At 41.9% G+C, this 19,342-nt stretch carries 15 protein-coding genes; 12 read left to right on the forward strand and 3 right to left on the reverse strand.

The features are described from left to right. Nucleotides 1-60 precede the first annotated feature (60 nt). From AC570H_RS16585 to AC570H_RS16605, 5 genes are all read left to right on the forward strand, one after another. Nucleotides 61-1,611: an Rne/Rng family ribonuclease gene (locus AC570H_RS16585; RefSeq protein ID WP_497356824.1), complete on the forward strand. Its 1,551-nt coding sequence runs from the start codon at nucleotides 61-63 to the stop codon at nucleotides 1,609-1,611. 496 nt (nucleotides 1,612-2,107) lie between these two features. After that, the gene (gene radA / locus AC570H_RS16590; protein ID WP_497356826.1) at nucleotides 2,108-3,484 is read left to right on the forward strand and encodes a DNA repair protein RadA; all 1,377 of its coding nucleotides are present in this window, start codon (nucleotides 2,108-2,110) and stop codon (nucleotides 3,482-3,484) included. 529 nt (nucleotides 3,485-4,013) lie between these two features. Next, nucleotides 4,014-4,475 (forward strand): DUF4920 domain-containing protein, encoded by a 462-nt coding sequence (locus AC570H_RS16595; RefSeq protein WP_497356828.1) that lies wholly within the window; start codon nucleotides 4,014-4,016, stop codon nucleotides 4,473-4,475. Nucleotides 4,476-4,600: 125 nt separating this feature from the next. Further along, nucleotides 4,601-5,158: a LemA family protein gene (locus AC570H_RS16600; protein WP_497356830.1), complete on the forward strand. Its 558-nt coding sequence runs from the start codon at nucleotides 4,601-4,603 to the stop codon at nucleotides 5,156-5,158. Next, nucleotides 5,158-6,114 carry a DUF3137 domain-containing protein gene (locus AC570H_RS16605; protein WP_497356832.1) on the forward strand — a complete coding sequence of 319 codons (957 nt, stop codon included), beginning with the start codon at nucleotides 5,158-5,160 and terminating at the stop codon, nucleotides 6,112-6,114. The genes AC570H_RS16600 and AC570H_RS16605 overlap by 1 nt, the downstream gene beginning before the upstream one ends. A 399-nt stretch (nucleotides 6,115-6,513) precedes the next feature. Here the strand turns inward: AC570H_RS16605 and AC570H_RS16610 are convergent, their stop codons facing one another. The 3 genes from AC570H_RS16610 to AC570H_RS16620 form a co-directional block, all read right to left on the reverse strand. Next, on the reverse strand, nucleotides 6,514-8,754 hold the full coding sequence (locus tag AC570H_RS16610; RefSeq protein WP_497356834.1) for a S41 family peptidase: 2,241 nt from the start codon (nucleotides 8,752-8,754) through the stop codon (nucleotides 6,514-6,516). Between the two features lie 344 nt (nucleotides 8,755-9,098). After that, complete coding sequence (carB, locus tag AC570H_RS16615; protein ID WP_497356836.1) at nucleotides 9,099-11,996, reverse strand: carbamoyl-phosphate synthase large subunit; 2,898 nt, start codon at nucleotides 11,994-11,996, stop codon at nucleotides 9,099-9,101. Nucleotides 11,997-12,254: 258 nt separating this feature from the next. Beyond that, nucleotides 12,255-12,572: a peptidase associated/transthyretin-like domain-containing protein gene (locus AC570H_RS16620; protein ID WP_497356838.1), complete on the reverse strand. Its 318-nt coding sequence runs from the start codon at nucleotides 12,570-12,572 to the stop codon at nucleotides 12,255-12,257. Between the two features lie 233 nt (nucleotides 12,573-12,805). Here AC570H_RS16620 and AC570H_RS16625 point away from each other — a divergent pair, with 233 nt between their 5' ends. From AC570H_RS16625 to AC570H_RS16655, 7 genes are all read left to right on the forward strand, one after another. Beyond that, on the forward strand, nucleotides 12,806-13,327 hold the full coding sequence (locus AC570H_RS16625; protein ID WP_497356840.1) for a hypothetical protein: 522 nt from the start codon (nucleotides 12,806-12,808) through the stop codon (nucleotides 13,325-13,327). Between the two features lie 156 nt (nucleotides 13,328-13,483). Further along, the gene (pnuC, locus tag AC570H_RS16630) at nucleotides 13,484-14,101 is read left to right on the forward strand and encodes a nicotinamide riboside transporter PnuC (RefSeq protein WP_497356842.1); all 618 of its coding nucleotides are present in this window, start codon (nucleotides 13,484-13,486) and stop codon (nucleotides 14,099-14,101) included. Further along, the gene (locus AC570H_RS16635) at nucleotides 14,085-14,624 is read left to right on the forward strand and encodes an AAA family ATPase (protein ID WP_497356844.1); all 540 of its coding nucleotides are present in this window, start codon (nucleotides 14,085-14,087) and stop codon (nucleotides 14,622-14,624) included. The genes pnuC and AC570H_RS16635 overlap by 17 nt, the downstream gene beginning before the upstream one ends. Nucleotides 14,625-15,088: 464 nt before the next feature. After that, nucleotides 15,089-17,473: a TonB-dependent receptor gene (locus AC570H_RS16640; protein ID WP_497356846.1), complete on the forward strand. Its 2,385-nt coding sequence runs from the start codon at nucleotides 15,089-15,091 to the stop codon at nucleotides 17,471-17,473. Nucleotides 17,474-17,592: 119 nt separating this feature from the next. Continuing rightward, a complete protein-coding gene (locus AC570H_RS16645; protein ID WP_497356848.1) occupies nucleotides 17,593-18,228 on the forward strand; it encodes a thiamine phosphate synthase in 636 nt (211 codons plus the stop codon). A gap of 37 nt (nucleotides 18,229-18,265) precedes the next feature. Continuing rightward, nucleotides 18,266-18,919, forward strand: coding sequence for an alpha/beta hydrolase (locus tag AC570H_RS16650; protein WP_497356850.1), 654 nt, complete (start codon nucleotides 18,266-18,268; stop codon nucleotides 18,917-18,919). Further along, a complete protein-coding gene (locus tag AC570H_RS16655) occupies nucleotides 18,916-19,311 on the forward strand; it encodes a group III truncated hemoglobin (protein ID WP_497356852.1) in 396 nt (131 codons plus the stop codon). The genes AC570H_RS16650 and AC570H_RS16655 overlap by 4 nt, the downstream gene beginning before the upstream one ends. The last annotated feature ends 31 nt before the right edge of the window (nucleotides 19,312-19,342 follow it).

Below are 19,342 nucleotides of genomic sequence, written 5' to 3' on the forward strand. Positions count from 1 at the left end.
TTCTATGTGTTTTTTGTCCATGTGTAATAGGGCATTCAATTGCCTTAAAATCTGTAGCTTTTGGTAAAGGAATTAATAATCGATTCTACTCCTACGGGAGTAACCATAGCTTTAATTGAAGACAAATACCTTGTAGAACTCCATAAGGAGCACGTTAACAATAACTACGCCGTAGGCGATATTTATTTGGGCCGCATTAAAAAAATTATGCCCGGCCTTAACGCTGCCTTTGTTGATGTTGGCTACGAAAAAGATGCTTTTTTGCATTATTTCGACTTGGGCCCACAAGTACAGTCTTTGATAAAGCTTACTAAAATTAAGCGTAACGGCACAGTCAATGGCAATTTATTAGATAACTTTAAATTAGAAGCCGACATTAACAAAGCGGGTAAAATATCCGAGATCGTCAGCAAAAATTTAATCTTACCGGTTCAGATTGCCAAAGAACCTATTTCTACCAAAGGACCAAGGTTAAGCTCTGATCTTTCGATTGCAGGAAGATATATTGTGCTTGTTCCATTTTCTAACGTAATATCGATTTCTAAAAAGATTAAAAGCAATACCGAACGTAATCGACTCAAAAAGATTATCGAAAGTATTAAGCCTCAAAATTTTGGGGTAATCATTAGAACGGTTTCCGAAGGAAAAGGTGTTGCCGAATTGCAAAAAGACTTATTGGATTCTGTATCCAAATGGGAAAGTTTCACTAAGAAACTGCCGGATACCGAACCCTCTAAACGTGTTTGGGGAGAGATGGATCGTACTTCTACCCTAATCAGAGATATTTTAAATACCGATTTCGCCAACGTTTATGTAAACGATGCGAACCTGTTTGAAGATATCCGTTCCTATGTGCACGAAATTTCGCCAGAGATGGAGAAAATCGTGAAGCATTACAAGCATAAGGAGCCCATTTTCGAACACTTCGGTGTAGAGAAACAAATTAAAAATGCCTTTGGCAAGACCGTAAATCTAGCTGGAGGAGCCTATTTGGTGGTTGAACATACCGAAGCTTTACACGTAATCGATGTAAACAGCGGCAACAGAACAGCCAGCAAGGAAAATCAAGAAGAGAATGCGCTTCAGGTAAACAAGGAAGCCGCTAAAGAAATTGCCCGTCAGCTAAGGCTAAGGGATATGGGCGGAATTGTGGTCATCGATTTTATCGATATGCACAAGCCAACCAACCGTAAAGTGCTTTTTGATTACCTGCGCGAGCTCATGTTGCTTGACCGGGCGAAACATACCATTTTGCCTCCGAGCAAATTTGGATTGGTGCAGATTACCCGCCAACGGGTACGCCCAGAAATGAATATTGTAACGGTAGAGAAATGCCCAACCTGCGATGGTACGGGCGAGATCAAAGCCAGTATCGTACTGATGGACGATATTGAAAGCAATTTGACCTATATCCTACAAGAGCAAAACGAGAAGAACATCACTTTGTGTGTTCACCCCTATATAGCGGCCTTCATTAAAAAAGGACTAGTTTCCCTGCAATGGAAATGGTTCTTCAAATTTGGCCAACGTGTTAAGGTAAGAGCAGTATCTTCTTATCACCTTACAGAATTCCACTTTCTTTCTTCAAAAGACGAAGAAATTAAGATGTAAGCTGATGATTCAAAATATTTAAAAGCCTGGGTTTATAATGAACCCAGGCTTTTTTATTGGCGTTAAGTGGTTTGATGCATGTCGCACAACATTTCGCAGCGGCCTACATTAGATGTGTTTCTGCAGCACTCTTTGCATTCGGGTTTGCCAAGACAAGACTCCGGAGGTGGACCGTCTCCGCCCATTACTTTTTTTAGCTCAGCTTTGCTAAGCAGGTTTTTTGTGTTCATAGTTTAAATTTTAGGTTAGGTTGTTTTTAATAACCTTAAATTACTAAATATTGCTCAAAAGATAAATACCAAAAAATAAGCTGTAGTTTGAATTGACGATTTTAACTTTACAATTGTTAATCATAAGGAATAAGATCTTAATAAGGATCAGAATTTGTTAATTGGCTATATTCTTCTTCAAGATTAGCCTTTCGAAATACTAAATATTTTAGCTAATTTAGTTGGCGCAAAAAATCTAAAATCGTCAATCAATAATCTAAAATCAATTGGCTAAAACTAAATCAGCATATTTCTGTCAGAGCTGTGGCTATGAGTCGCCAAAATGGCTCGGCAAATGTCCATCTTGTAACCAATGGAATACCTTTGTAGAAGAAATCATCGATAAGGGCGTAGCAAATGTCCCTACCTGGAAATCGGCTTCGGGAACGCAGCGCCTCAACAAGCCAAGCAGAGTAGAGCAAATTGAGGCCACTGCCGAAGAAAGGACTTCAACCAGCGATGCAGAATTAGACCGCGTGCTCGGCGGAGGCTTGGTAGCGGGCTCGGTAGTTTTAATTGGCGGAGAACCGGGCATCGGCAAATCTACCCTGATGTTGCAATTGGCCTTAAACATGACCGGCAAGCGCATCTTATACATTTCTGGTGAGGAGAGCGAACAGCAGATCAAAATGCGCGCAGAGCGCATCACCAATAGTCCAAAAGCTGATTGTTATATCCTTACCGAAACATCCACCCAAAATATTTTTAAGCAGATCGAACAGCTGGAGCCTCAGATCGTCATCGTCGACTCGATCCAGACCCTGCATTCTGCCCATATCGAATCCACGCCCGGTAGCGTTTCGCAGGTGAGGGAGTGCACCGCAGAACTTTTACGCTTTGCCAAAGAAACGGCAACACCGGTATTCCTGATTGGCCACATTACCAAAGATGGCGCTATTGCTGGCCCGAAAATATTAGAGCACATGGTAGATACCGTTTTGCAGTTTGAAGGCGATCGCCACCACATTTATCGTATTCTCCGTTCCATTAAAAACCGTTTTGGCGCCACTGCCGAACTGGGCATTTATGCCATGCAGGGCAACGGATTGAGGGAGGTATCCAATCCATCGGAAATTTTGCTCTCGCAACGCGATGAAGAACTAAGTGGCATTACCATTGGCGCCACTTTAGAAGGCGCAAGACCGATGCTCATAGAAACACAGGCATTGGTTAGCATTTCCGCATACGGCACGCCTCAGCGCTCTGCTACAGGCTTTGACACCAAAAGAATGAACATGCTGCTGGCTGTGCTCGAAAAAAAGTGTGGTTTTAGGCTAAGTGCCAAAGATGTATTCCTCAATATTGCCGGGGGAATAAAGGTTGAAGATCCAGCAATTGATTTGGCCATTATGGCGGCCATTATTTCCTCGCATGAAGATATTTCCATCTCTTCTAAAATTTGTTTTGCTGCCGAGGTTGGTCTTTCGGGAGAGATCAGGGCGGTGAACCGCATAGAGCAGCGCATTTCTGAGGCTGAGAAACTAGGTTTCGAGAAGATCATCATTTCCAGTTACAACCTGAAAGGTGTTGACCGCGACAAATTCAAGATCCAATTGGTTACGGTGAGCAAGATTGAAGAGGTATTCTCCTTGCTTTTTGGTTAATCGTGCCAAATCCCATAGCACAAGCTATAGTAAAATAGCCCAGATTGGAGCGCCATCCTTTTTTGCCAACAGCAAAAAAGAGAGAGCGGAAAGCGGGACTGCCATTAAAATAGGCACAAGCATTGCGCTCCAAAAGCAGTAGGCAATCAGTACATGGCTTATGGGGAAACACATGTGGGGTGGTAATTTTCTCTACACTTTTGTGGGAAATTGGCATTTTTCTCTACACTCTAGCTCCAGAAAAAAAATGGCACAGCAAAAAACAATCTATTTAAGCATATGATTTTCAGTTATTTAACTCCTATTCTTGTAAAAAACTCAAAATTGGACAGTTTGTTGTATTACTGATATCGTTCTTATCCAGTAATGGGTAAAACAACAATAGGGATGATTAACCTCACTGCTAAGAGCAGTGGGGTTTTTTTGTGCTTTTAAAATATTAGCTGCTTGACATTCAGTATTTAGAAAGATTTTAAATATTTTTGTGACAGATAAGAGTTTACACCAAATATTGATAAATTATAAACAGATGAAAAAATTAGTTTTAAGCTTGGCATTATGCCTATTTGCAGCATTTGCTTTTGCACAAGATGCCTACGAAGGCCAGTCTTTTGGAGAAGGCGTTAAAAAAGGAAATGTAATTACCGCAGCTGAGGTTGACGGCAAACTGGGCGACAAAACCAAAGCCGACATGAAGGTAAGTGGCGAAGTGGTAACCGTTTGCAAGAAAAAAGGATGTTTTATGACGTTAAAACTGACCAATGGCGAAACCATGTTCGTTAATTTTAAAGACTATGCTTTCTTTATGCCTAAAGATATTGCTGGCAAAAAAGTAGTAATTGACGGCTTTGCCGAAAGAAAAACTACTTCGGTAGAAGATTTGAAACACTATGCAGAAGATGCCAAAAAATCGGCAGAGGAAATAGCAAAAATTACAGAACCTAAAAAAGAAATTGTGTTCGAAGCAAAAGGAGTCGTAATTTTGAACTAATTAGAAAGGTTCTCCTTTTTAATATTGATTGGTTGAACCCTGCTCTCTCCGGAGCGGGGTTCTTTTTTTTTGCAATGCAAAAGGCTAAAATTTATATATTTACCTAAACCAACAACAAATTAATTATGATTATCGCAGCTGTTATTGCCGGACTTGTTCTCATTTTCGGCATCGGAATTTACAATTCGCTAATTAGCAAAAAGAACCAAGTAGCCAATGCCTTTTCTGCAATTGACGTAATGGTTAAAAAACGTTTCGACCTTATTCCAAACCTGGTTGAAGTAGTGAAACAATATACCCAATATGAAGGCGATACGCTGACCAAGATTACCGAACTGCGCGGCAAGGCCATGGGAAGCAATGTTACTGAAGGCGATAAACTGGCCATAGACCAACAATTAGGTGCCGCCGTAAAAGGCCTGATGGTGAGCGTAGAAAACTATCCAGACCTTAAAGCCAACACCAATTTCCTGAACCTGCAAAGCACCTGGACCGAAAGCGAAGAACAGATTGCCGCAGCCAGAAGAAACTACAATGCCAGTGTAACCACTTACAATAATGCCGTAATGATGTTTCCAGGCAATATGTTTGCCGGCATGTTGGGCTATCAGCCGATGCAGGTTTTGGAGGCAAGCGAAGAAGAACGCAAAAATGTAAGTGCAAAAGAGCTTTTCAATAGCTAATGGATGCCAATTATACGCAAAACGCTAGCCTGCAGGCTGTACTTGCCGAATTAGAACTCCAACGCAAGAAAATCCTATCGGCAAATACACAAGGCTATGGCGCCATTGTATTGGGAATCGTGCTTATCGTAGTATTGTCTATCATGGGCCTTTTGATTGCAGGAATTGTCGTAGGACTAGCCGCTGTTATTTTTGGCGGGGTGATCCTCTACCGCATCAGCGACGAATCTAGCGCCTATAAAAGCCGCTTTAAAATGGATGTGGTAGGTGCCATGCTCAGCAATGTTGATCAAAGCCTAACCATTCAGCCCAGTTATGGCATTTCGGAGGGCGAATTTATACAGTCGCAGCTTTTTACAAAAGATCCAGACCGCTATAGCACCGAAGACCTCATTAGTGGCACAATTGGCAAGACGCGCATCTATTTTGCAGAGGTGCATGCCGAATACAAAACCGAAACCAATGGAAAGAACGGCCGGCAGGAGCATTGGCATGACATTTTGAAAGGGATTATTTTTGTAGCCGATTTCAATAAAAACTTTAACGGAACCACCGTAGTAAGGCCAAAGGATTTAGGCAACAGGTTTGGCGCCTGGTTTTCTAAAAACGTGTATGCCTTTGGCGACAAAAACGTAGTTGAACTAGAAAATGAAGGGTTTAACCGAGACTTTGTTACCTATAGCACCGATCAGATCGAAGCGCGCTATATCCTTACTCCTGCCCTAATGGACCGCATCTGCCAGCTTAACCAACGTGCGGCCTATGCCGTTTCGGTATCGTTTGTAAGTTCGAGCATGTACATTGCCTTTCAGCTAACTAAAAATTACTTTGAGGCGCCGCTTTTTAAAAGCCTGTTAAGTGCCGATGTATTAAGCGACGACCTTTCCGTGTTGCATTTTATGTATGCCATTGTACAGGAACTCGATCTGAATACCCGAATTTGGACCAAGCAGTAAACTGTTATCGTCATTGCGAGGAGCTCAGCGACGAAGCAATCTAATTGCGATGAATTAGAAAGCAATGGCAGCATTTCATTTGATCGTTGGCCCTGCTTTTCACTGCAAGTCCTCTCCCGATGAAAATCGGGCTGCGGGCTTTTCGTTTTAATCAGGTTTAGAGAACAGTGGCTTGTTGCACCAACCGAAGTTAAATAGCCCTGATTGTAGTGACATCCTTTTTTGCTGCAAAAGCAAAAAAGATAGAGCGGAAAGCAGGACTGCCTTTCATACAATTCAGGTATTGCGCTCCTAAAACAGTTGACGGTTTTAATAGCTACACAATTCGTCCATCCCCGACCGGATCCGGGAGCTAACTCGAGAGAGATTGCTTCACTAAGTTCGCAATGACGATCTCCCTTACTCTTTTTTGCTTGCCAATTCAATGGCCTTGTCTAGAGTTTCGTCTCTGCCAGCCTTAATGCCTTTAATGGTTTGTTTAACTACCACATCGGGCAAAACGCCAATCAAATGATGCCTGCTTCCATCTTCGTTTTTCACCAACATGCCACTATAAGAAACCCGATACCCGCCTATTAAATTGATATAATTGATATTGCCATTGGTGCCAGAACTCGGTTCTCCTACAATTGTAGCCAACTTAAAATGCTTATACAACATGGCAAAACTCTCCGACGCGCTTTGTGCAGTACCATCTAAAAGCAAAAAAACTTTCGCCTTGATATAGGGCTTTTTGGACATTAACGTGTTCTTGCCTCCATCAAAGCCTACCTTCTCATAATCAGGATATAAAAGCTGCGGAACGGAAAACGAACTGGCAGATTGAAGCGTCGTTTGGGTCAAGTGCTGGGCAAATTCTTCGGTCATCTCGCTTAAATAGCCACGCATATCTATAATAATGGCTTTGGCTTTGGTCAGCTCTTCCAAATGTTTCGCTGTAGTGGTTTGGTTTAAATTGATGTAAAAAATTCCGTTATCTAGCCATTTATGGCTTTCTCTTCCATTCCGATCAGAGCCGGGAATATATTCGTCTGCCTTATAATTCCTTAAAAGCCCAACCTCGAAGCTTTTGCCTTCTCTCCAGAATTTGGCATTTACTGCTGTTTGCTCATCGCCATTTAAAAAATTGATGATGCCTTTGTTCCTCCTCCATTGCGCAGAGCCAGAATAATATTTTTCTTCTTCATTTAAAAGCGCTATTGCATTTTTGCCGTCGATGGTTTCGAGGATATCGCCAATTTTAATTTTGCCGGCCAATGTAGAATCTCTTATTTTCTTTACTACTATTTTACCTTCTGCAAAAGCAAAAAGCAGCGGAACGGTCTTCCAATTGTTTTTTACGGCTGGATCATTTACATCAATAAATACATGTCCGTCATTTAGTGGAGCATACATCAATTTTAGGGTCTTCAAAAAATCGGCCGCTGTTTGGTCGACAAATGATTTTGCAAGCGCCTTGTTCCATATTTCTTCCGGACTTTCGCTGGCATCGTCCCAATAGGGAAAAGAATGCTTCACCACATTCCAGCTCATTACCAAACAGGCCAACCTGGTTACCAGCTGATGGCCGCCTATTTCAAATTCACCGTGTGCATCTTTTGGCCAAGCCGTCAGCAAGCTGTCTTTTGTTTGTTTGAGCAATATCGTATCAACAACCGGAAAAGTATGATCTTTCGTGCCATATAAAACCAAAGGAACAATGGTGCTTATGCCTAGCACAATTTCCTTATACACGTATTCCCCAATTTTAAGCTGTTTATTAAAAAGAGGCCGATCAACATGATTGATGTCTTTTATTTCCAATATGTATTTCCCGCGGCTATCGCCTATTGTGGAAAGCGGAACAACCCGCTTGCCGAAGGGAACATCAATAAATTTTCCATTGGCCTCAACCTCAAGCTTGACTGCTGTTAAGTTAGCTTTTGCTGTGGTATTTAAGAAGATCCCAAAAGTGATCGAATCCTGCTGATCGCTGAAAGTTCCTTCAAAACTGTACCTGCTCTCCTTGTTCTTTAGAGCAGCTTCCTCTTTTGCATTGTACGTTTGTCGTGTTTCCAGGTTGAATAACGACAAGGCCAATAACTGGGGAGCAGCGGCATCAACCGCTACATTTAATTTAAACTTTTTGCCCCTTAGTTTATCACTCGCCAATGGCGCATTTATAGCAAACGTACTGCCGGCAATCTGTCCGTTTGTTAAGGGATTGATCCGGTTTATTCTGATGCTTTTATAAATATTCGTCCAATAGGGAAGCTTAAAACCATAATGTTGCCAGTACACAGGTACCACACCGGCTGTATCTGGCAGGCTTAGTTGAGCTAAATCAAATTGATGTTTTTCTTCATTTAAAAAAACAGATGTGGTTGGTGCAATGCTTTTGAATAACTCATTTAATGATCTGACCAATGCCACATCATCTTTAATGGTCAACATCTTTTTACAGCCATAAACGGCAAAAGCGGCCCAATCAATACCGGCTGCTTCGTCTGATGGATGAAAATACTGCACATAGCCATAAAGCTTGCTAAAGGCAGTTAAATTACGTTGTTGCTGCTTTAGGGATTGCGAATAGTTTTTTGATGAAACGAAGAGCAGCATCAGCAAAATAGCAACACGCAGGTATCGGTTATTTTTAGGCATGGTTGAGCTAATATATGATTCGCTTCTTGTTATTTAAGGCTTGCATGGCCTATTTAACATAGTTTAACCTACAAGAGGTTTACAACGTAACATGTTTTAGAAGGCAACAACGGTTTACCAGCACAGACTAAAGTAACCTAGCCCTGATTGCAGCGACATCCTTTTTTGCTTAGGACAGCAAAAAAGATAGAGCGAAAAGCGGGACTGACTTTAAAAGCTAAAAAGAACATTGCGCTTCTAAAAGTTGGCGATTTTCAGTTTACAGTTCTCATGATTTACCAAATAACTTTAAACAAAAAAATCCCTCAACATGATGTTAAGGGATTTGTTCTTTGCTCTTTAATCTATTTAGACAGATACATTGATTTGTCTTTGTATAGCTTGCGGAAATAAGGGTCTTCCAAGTCTTTGATGAACCGGATGGCTTCGCCGGTCGATTTCATTTCTGGACCCAGTTCCTTGGTCACCTCAGGGAATTTCTCGAAAGAGAATACCGGTTCTTTGATGGCATAACCCTCTAACTTGCGCACAATGTTGAAGTCTTTCAATTTGTTTACGCCCAGCATAATTCTGGCCGCTATATTGATGTAAGGAACATCGTAGGCCTTTGCAATGAAAGGTACCGTTCTCGATGCTCTTGGATTGGCTTCGATCACATATACCTTATCGTCTTTTACCGCAAACTGGATGTTTAACAAACCAATTACGTTCAAGGCTCTTGCAATTTTCTTAGAGTAGGCTTCCATATCGGCAATTACCTTTTCGGACAGGCTAAAAGGAGGCAATACCGCACTCGAATCTCCAGAGTGGATACCTGCAGGTTCGATGTGCTCCATTAAACCTACAATGTGCACGTCTGTTCCGTCGCAAATCGAATCTGATTCGGTTTCTTCGGCTCTATCTAAGAAGTGGTCGATCAGTACGCGGTTACCCGGCAAATCGCCCAACAGTTTCACTACGGCTTTCTCCAAATCTTCATCGTTGATCACGATGCTCATGCCCTGGCCACCCAATACATAACTCGGACGCACCAACACCGGATAACCTACCTCATTAGCTACCACAATAGCTTCTTCGGCATTTTCGGCCACCCCATATTTTGGATAAGGAATATCTAGTTCTTTTAACAAGTCTGAGAAACGGCCACGATCTTCGGCGATGTCCATATCATTGTAAGAAGTACCAATGATCCTGATGTTGTTCTCATGAAGCTTCTCTGCCATTTTAAGCGCAGTTTGGCCACCTAATTGAACAATTACGCCAATTGGATTTTCTAACTCGATGATTTCGCGCACATGCTCCCAGAATACGGGCTCGAAATAAAGCTTATCGGCCATGTTGAAATCGGTTGATACCGTTTCAGGATTACAGTTGATCATGATGGCTTCGAAACCTGTTTCTTTCGCGGCCAACAATCCGTGTACACATGAGTAGTCGAATTCTATACCTTGACCGATACGGTTAGGGCCAGAACCTAAAACAATTACTTTTTTACGATCTGAAACTACCGATTCGTTGGCGCCCAACTCATCACCGTTAGAGAGGATTTCGTTGCCTACCAAAGAGATTTGGATTGGTGCCTCTTCAAAAGTAGAGTAGAAGTATGGCGTCTGTGCCGCAAATTCTGCCGCGCAGGTATCTACCATTTTGTAAACTCTCCTTATGCCTAATTCTTTACGGCGGCTGTATACCTCGTCTTCGGTTACATTGCCCAATACGTAGGCAATCTGTATGTCTGAGAAACCTCTTTGTTTTAAGTTGAAGAAGAAATCTTTAGGAATATTGTTTAGAGAATAGCGCTTAAGCTCCACCTCCATGTTCACCAATTCCTGGATTTGGATCAGGAACCATTTATCGATTTTGGTTACCTTACGGATCGATTCTAATGGAACGCCCATGCTCATGGCATCTTTGATCAAGAACAAACGGTTCCAGCTCGGATGCTCCAATCCATACATGATTTCTTCGATATTTCTTTTTTGACGGCCATCGGCACCTAAGCCTGCACGACCGATTTCCAAACTCTGACAAGCTTTTTGCAAGGCTTCGATAAAGCTGCGGCCAATGGCCATTACCTCGCCTACGGCTTTCATCTGCAAGCCCAACTCAAGGTTGGCACCTTTAAATTTATCGAAGTTCCAGCGAGGGATTTTTACGATCACGTAATCAAGCGTTGGCTCAAAATAAGCCGAAGTGGTTTTGGTGATCTGGTTTTCTATTTCGTCCAAGTTGTAACCTATGGCCAACTTGGCTGCGATTTTTGCAATTGGATAACCTGTTGCCTTACTGGCTAAAGCCGATGAGCGCGAAACACGAGGGTTGATCTCGATGGCGATGATGTCGTCATTATCTGGATTTACAGAGAACTGTACGTTACAGCCACCTGCGAAATTACCAATGGCGCGCATCATTTTAATGGCTTGGTTACGCATCTCCTGGTAGCAACGATCTGATAAGGTCATTGCAGGCGCCACGGTAATCGAGTCGCCAGTATGGATACCCATTGGATCGAAGTTTTCGATAGAGCAAATGATGATTACGTTATCATTACCGTCTCTCAATAACTCCAATTCATATTCTTTCCAACCCAGTACCGCTTTTTCTACCAATACTTCGTGTGTTGGAGAAGCCTCTAAGCCACGTTTAAGGGCAAGATCAAAATCTTCTTTTCTATGTACGAAACCGCCACCTGAACCACCCAAGGTATAAGAAGGGCGAATTACCAATGGAAAACCGATTTGTTGGGCCGCTTCCTTGCCTTCTAAGTAAGAGTTGGCAATTTTTGAAGGCGCTACGCCAACGCCGATATCAACCATTAACTGGCGGAACGACTCTCTGTTTTCGGTCTTGTCGATCGCTGCAACGTCTACACCAATAATCCTCACGTTATGGGCTTTCCAAATGCCGCGTTCTTCGGCATCAACACAAAGGTTCAATGCAGTTTGGCCGCCCATGGTTGGCAATACTGCATCAATGGTTGGCAAATCTGGAGAGTTGGCATGTTCAGTTAGAATTTGCTCTATCGATTCAATGGTCAACGGACGCAGGTAAACATGATCGCCAATTACCTTGTCGGTCATGATGGTTGCGGGATTTGAATTGATGATAGCAACTGAAATTCCTTCTTCTTTCAAAGAAAGTGCAGCTTGTGAACCTGAGTAATCGAACTCGCAAGCTTGGCCAATGATAATTGGTCCAGATCCGATGATAAGTACTGAACGTATCGAGGTGTCTTTAGGCATGTGGGGTTTTTAAAAAAGTCTAAAGTAAAAGTCAATCTGACTGTTAGCTGGGAGAACTCCTCTGCTACGATATAGATAATCCCAACTGCGCTGTCGGGATGCAAAGATAGGTTTTTTGACTGGAATATAGGACGATTATTTTAAAAATATTTAAGGCTTGTTTCCTGGCCCCAACTGTGAAAAAAGCATTCTCTTTAAACACAAAAAAAGAGGACTAAAGCCCTCTTTTTGTTTTCACACACAACGTTATTTTTATTATTACTGTTGCAATTTAACTTCTCCAATATCGGTAGTGGCACTATCTGTTACCGCTACGTTCTCTACTGAAGCATCTTTGTAAGGCGCATTAGCTTTAACCCATACGGTATAAGTTCCTTTTTTTACGTTGCTAAATACAAAAGCACCATTGCTGATTTGGCTTCTCAACGTATCTGAACCGGCTACCGCCACTACTTCTTTAGCACCTTCGGCTGGGGTTACTTTTCCCTGTATGCCGCCTTGTTTAATTGATCCGAATGCAAATAATCCTATAGAAAGGCCTGCAACGGCTAAAAAATTTAAACTCGCTCTTTTCATGATATTAATTTTTTTAGTTTAACTTATTAATTGAGCGTAAGCTTGTTACCTGTCAATTTCTTCTTATTTAGATGGTTTGCTCCTAAAAAACATCATCCTTAGAAAATTGTTTTAAAGAATATTTTAATTTTTTTTACGTTTCAGTTTCGAGTGCTCTTATTTAAGAGACGAAAAAAAATTAATTAATAGATAAATTTTAAAACCAAATCATTTCCAGATTTGTTAATTACACAATGAAAAGATTAGTGCTTTCATTACTCGTTATTTGTACAGTTGTAACAGGTTGCGCCACCATGCAATCCATCATTAAGTCTACTTTTCCATACACGGCAATTTTAACCATACCTGCCAATACGAAAAGTGATACACCGCAGACTGCCTCAAGCAGTACCAGCAGTTTTGACGAGATTTTTGGCAATCAGAATGGTGCAGACTATATAAAAGATGTGAGAGTGGCCTCTGTAAGGCTTGATGCCAGCAATCCGACCAAACAAAGCTTAGGCATTTTCAGGTCGGTAAAGCTCTTTGTGGTCAACGCAAACGGCTCAGAAGTCATGGTAGCGTCAAGAAGTGATGTGTCTGAAAATATTGGCAACAATCTTGTACTAGACATAGACAATTCGCGTTTTGTAGATGATTACATCAGAGGAAGTAATTTGAAAGTGCGAATGGAATATATGCTAAGGAATAGTTTAGCCAGCGAGGTGAGCATAAGAGCGGCGATTAATTTTAGTTCATCGCCCAATAAAAAATAGATCTAAAGCATCCTCGGCATTAATTGCCTGAGGGTATTCTTCATAAATAGTTTGTTTGGTTTATTATCCGGTAGGGGTTGTTCCCTATCGGATTTTTTGTTTTAAGGCCATCGGCGCTTCTGTACTGATTACTGGATATTTTTATAATTTTGGATTATGTTACTTTTGGAGGCTCCGCTTTGGCAATCGATCATTGATCAATTTAGGCAAACTTCATTTTTTGAATTGGCTGGACTAATTACCACGCTGGGCTGTATTTATCTGGCCGCCAAAGAAAACATCTGGAACTGGCCCGTTTCTATTATCAGTATCGTTATCAGCGCTGTTATTTATTACAAAAGCAGGCTTTATGGCGATTTTTCCCTACAGTTTTATTTTCTGTTTACCGCTTTTTATGGCTGGTATTATTGGATGACCAATAAGGCTGCCGACAACAAGCCCATAGTAAGCCTTACCAAAAACCAATGGCCACTTGCTGTATTAGCTGTAGCCGTACTCACCGTGGTATTAGGCTTTTTGCTAGACAGGTACACCAACACCAATGTGCCTTATGAAGATGGCTTTTGCACCGCATTAAGCTTTGTAGCACAAATTATGCTGACCAGAAAAATTCTGCAGAATTGGATTTTATGGGTAATTGTTGATATTTGCTACGTACCCCTGCTGCTCTACAAAGAACTATATGTGTATGCAGTTTTGTACATTATCTTAACCCCCATAGCCGCTATGGGTTATTTAGATTGGAAGAGAACCTATCGTGAACAAGCAAATTAAAAAAATAGCGATCGTTGGTCCCGAAAGTACGGGCAAATCGACCATGTCTGTGCAATTGGCCCAATACTACAATGTGCCTTGGGTACCCGAATACGCCCGTTACTATTGTGCCAACCTGACTGTTCCCTGCACTTTGCAAGACGAAACCAATATGTTTCACGGACAAGTTGCCCTCGAAGATTCTGTATTGTCGATGGCCGAAACCGATTTTGTGATCTGCGATACCACTTTTGTGACGGTTAAGATTTGGAGCGATGCCATGTTTGGCGAAACCCCACAGGTAGTTTTAGATGCCCTAAGCCAATACACTTACGATTTTTACCTGTTGTTGGATATAGACTTGCCTTGGCAGGATGACCCGCTTCGCGATTTCCCTAACCAGCGCGAACACTTTATGCAGGTTTGGCACGAAGAGCTGAAGAACCTTAATGCCAACTACAAAGTGATTGGCGACACAGGCGAGGCCAGATTGGACAATGCTGTTGCGGCTATCGACGATTTTCTGTTGGATGCCGTAAAATAAACCCGTTGAAACCAAATTGCGCACCTCCATATTTTGGAGCGCAATGTACCTGCTCCACATTAAAGAAAGTCCGGCTTTCCGCTTTATCTTTTTTGCCAACTGGTCAAAAAAGGATGCCGCTTCAATACTGGCTATTTCACCTCGGGCTGTGCAAGAAATAAAGAAGGCCAATCAAAAAACACTCCCGATTTTGCATTTCGAAAAAATTTATACCTTTGTGCCATCAATAAGGGGTGCCTTGTTTTGTAAAAACACAAATACAGGCTGAGAACATACCCATTTTAAAGTTGAAAGCAGAAAGTGAAAAGTCGCCATTTGGCCAATTTTAAACTTTTAACTCAAAACATTCAACTTTAAATACACCTGATCCAGGTAATGCTGGCGTAGGGAATGGTTTATGGAGTTTAACTAAAGTCGGGAGTACCCCTACTGCCGATAGGTTTTACTAAAAACAAAAAACAAAATTGAAAAAATTAGTAATCGCAGTATTCGCTGCGCTGTTGTGCCCAATTCTTTCTATGGCACAGCTCAACATTTCGGGCACCGTGGCCGAGAACAGCACCGTATTACCCGGAGCAGGCATCAAATTAAAAAACAAAGGGCAAAGCGTAGTTGCCGGTACCAATGGGCGCTACGAATTCACCAATTTACCAGCCGGAAGCTATACTTTGGTAGTAAGCTACGTGGGTTATGCCACACAGGAGAAAACAGTTAACCTAACGGCAAACACCACAGTTGATTTTAATTTAAGTCAGCTTTCTTTCTTAGCCGATGAAGTAGTAGTCAGTGCCACAAGGGCCTCTAAAAACACGGCAACAACCTACAAAGACCTGAACAGGGCCGAAATTGCCAAAAAGAACGTAGGCCAAGACCTGCCTTACATCCTTAATCAAACTCCATCTGTAGTGGTTAGTTCTGATGCGGGAGCAGGCGTAGGCTATACCGGTATCAGAATTAGGGGCAGCGATGCGACCCGAATCAACGTAACCCTCAATGGCATCCCGCTAAACGATGCAGAAAGCCAAGGCAGCTTCTTTATCAATTTGCCAGATTTGGCTTCTTCTGTTGATAACATTCAAATTCAGCGTGGCGTGGGCACTTCTACCAATGGTGCAGGTGCCTTTGGAGCAAGCTTGAACATACAAACCACTACCAGAAGAGATTCGGCCTACGCAGAGCTGAACAACACTTACGGTTCTTATGAGACCTGGAAAAACACGGTGAGCGTAGGCTCGGGACTGATCAACAACAAATTCAGCTTTGATGGCCGTTTATCTAGGATCAAATCTGACGGCTACATTGACCGTGCTTCTTCAGACCTGAAATCTTTTTTTGTAACTGGCGCCTATTATGGCAAGAATGATATTTTGCGTGCCAATGTATTCAGCGGAACGGAAAAAACCTACCAAGCCTGGAATGGCGTTACCGAAGATCTATTAAAAACAGACCGCAGGCACAACGACTTTACCTACGAGAATCAAACCGATAATTACCAGCAAGACCATTATCAATTGTTCTATACCCGCAACCTCGGAAAACAACTAACCGCAAACGCCGCCCTACATTATACCTATGGCAGAGGCTATTACGAAGAGTACAAAGACGACCAGAACCTGGCCGACTATAAAATTGAGCCTGTAGTTGTTGGTGGCGGTACCCCGATTAGCGAATCTGATTTGGTAAGACGTCTATGGCTTGACAATGATTTTTATGGCGTAACCTATTCCTTAAATTATACCCCAAAAACCGACCTGAGCTTTACCTTAGGGGGTGCCTATAACGAATACAAAGGCCGCCATTTTGACGAAGTAACCTGGGCGCAGTTTGCCAATTACGATGCCAGTCAATCGGCAAGGCATATTTACAACGATAACGATGCCTTTAAAAGCGATTTCAATATTTTCGGCAGGGCCAATTACCAGATAGAACAGTTCAATATCTTTGCCGACCTCCAATACAGAAACGTATATTACTCTTATTTTGGAAAAGACGAAGCGGGTAATCCGGCACAGCAAAATGCCAGATTGGAGTTCTTCAACCCTAAATTAGGTTTAACTTATAACATTGATGCGAAAAGCAATGTATATGCTTCTGTAGCTATTGGAAATAAGGAACCTAACAGAAGGGATTTTACCGATTCGAATATCAATACCCGTCCTAAATCAGAACACCTCACCGATATTGAATTTGGCTACCGTACCCAACAGGACGTATTTACAGTTGGGGTAAATGGTTTTGCCATGTTGTACAAGGACCAGTTGATCAATACCGGAGAGAAAAATGATGTTGGCGGACAAACCCGTCAGAACGTGCCCGACAGTTACCGTATGGGCTTAGAATTGGATGGTCGTTGGCAGATCCTCAAAAACCTGTCGTGGAGTGCTGCCGCTACTTTGAGCCGAAGCAGGATAAAAGAATTTACGGAGTATATTTATGATGAAGCCGATGTCACTGGCAAAACGTTCATCACCAATACCTATAAAAACACGGCTATTTCTTATTCTCCAGCCCTCATTTTATCAAGCGAAATCGCCTACAGCCCGATCAAAAATGCAGAGATCGCTTTCATAAGCAAATATGTGGACAAACAGCAGCTTGACAATACCGGAGCTTCTACACGTATTTTGCCAAGCTTTTTTGTAAACGATGTGCGCTTAAGCTACAACACCGCTATTGCAGGAATTAAAAATGTTGGTCTAAGCCTTTTGGTAAACAACGTTTTTAGCACGCTTTACGAAAATAATGGCGGTACCTATCCTTATTTGTTTTCCGGAGATTTGAGCAGAACGAATTACTATTTCCCGCAGGCGACTAGAAATTTCTTGTTGAGCCTAAACGTGAAGTTTTAATAAACATGGCTGTTCATATTAATCTCCTACAATTTTGTCATTCATCGCTTAGTGCTGAATGACAAAATTGCTTAGGGAGACCATTCACCTTTTGCCCACTTTTTGTTGATATTTGTACCATGAAGAAATTCATCGAAAAGTTGCATTTTATTACCCACGATATTCCTCAGCGGACACACGTAGAACAGGCACAACTGGCCTGTGAAGCAGGCGCCAAATGGATCCAATACCGTTGTTTGAGCAAAACAGATTTAGCTTTGCTAGAAGACATCAATACAATAGCTGCCATTTGCGACGATTGGGGCAGCACGCTCATTGTAACCAATCATATCCATTTGAAAGGCAAGGCCGATATCCAGGGCTTTCATATTGAGGACATGGATGCCGATTTTGTTGCATTGCGCCAGCAGTTGGGTGATGAGTTTACCTTAGGAGGTTCGGCACACACCATTGATGGGCTGATCCGCTTGGCTAATGAAGGTGCAGATTATGCAGGTTTCGGGCCATTTAATACTACCAGTACCAAGCCTAATCATTTTTCCTTATTGGATCTGAAGCAATATGCAAATGCCACGGCAATACTAAAAGCCCAGCAGGTTGAATTGCCCATCCTCGCAATTGGAGGTATTACCTTAAGCGATGTGACACCATTAATGCAAACAGGTGTTTATGGAATTGCGGTTTCTGCAGCCATTAACCAAGCACCCGATTTAATGGAGGCTTATGATGATTTTTACAAAGCCCTATTGACTTGAAATGGCAACAACAATAACTTAATTTATCGCAAAAATAATGGTCTACTTTATCAGTGGCTTAGGTGCAGATGAACGCGTGTTTCAATTCCTTGATTTGGGAAACACGGAGCATCTTTTTATGAAGTGGCTAAAGCCAGAAAAGAAAGAAGTACTAAGCCATTATGCCCAAAGACTCATTAGCGATCAAATTGACACCAACAAAGAAGTGATATTGATTGGCCTATCGTTTGGTGGCATGGTAGCCCAGGAAATTGCCAAGCTTATCTCTTGTAAACAGGTCATCATCATTTCAAGCGTTAAATCTCCAAAAGAATTCAGTTGGCAGCTCAAACTGGCCAGCAAGACTAAAATCTATAAAATCGTTCCTTTTTGGCTATTGCATTTGAGCAATAAACTTACCGCCGATTATTATTTCGGGACTACAAACAAAACAGAATCAACATTGCTCCATCAAATTATTAAGGATACCGATCCGCATTTTTTAAAATGGGCAATTGTTCAGCTCATGAACTGGCAACACGATGGCCTAGTTGCCCCTTTAACACATATCCATGGCACGGCCGATCGTATTTTTCCTATTAAACCTATTAAAAAGGCCGTCGAAATACCAAATGGAGGTCATTTTATGATCGTAAATCAGGTTGCCAAAATACAAGCGCTTATATTTGAATTAATTTCCGATAGCAAATGAGCACTACAACCGATATCCTGAACCTAGACGACGTAAAGTTATTGGTTAACGATTTTTATAACAAAGTTCGCGACAATGAGTTGCTGGCTCCTATCTTTAATGAAGTAATTGGCGATAACTGGCCGGTGCACCTCGAAAAAATGTATGGTTTTTGGCAAACGCTTTTGTTGGATACGCCGGCCTACAGTGGCAGCCCATTTTTAAAGCACGCCAAACTTCCTATTCAAGCCGAACATTTTGATACCTGGATAAGCCTGTTCAATGAAACAGTTGACAGTCATTTCGCAGGTGCAAAAGCCGATGAAGCCAAATGGCGGGCAGCCCGTATGAGCGAAATGTTCCAATACAAATTAGATTATTACAAAAACAATCCGGCTCAACCATTAATCTAGTACACTGCAACAATCAAATGCCAACAATGTA

Source organism: Pedobacter sp. B4419 (assembly GCF_059693725.1).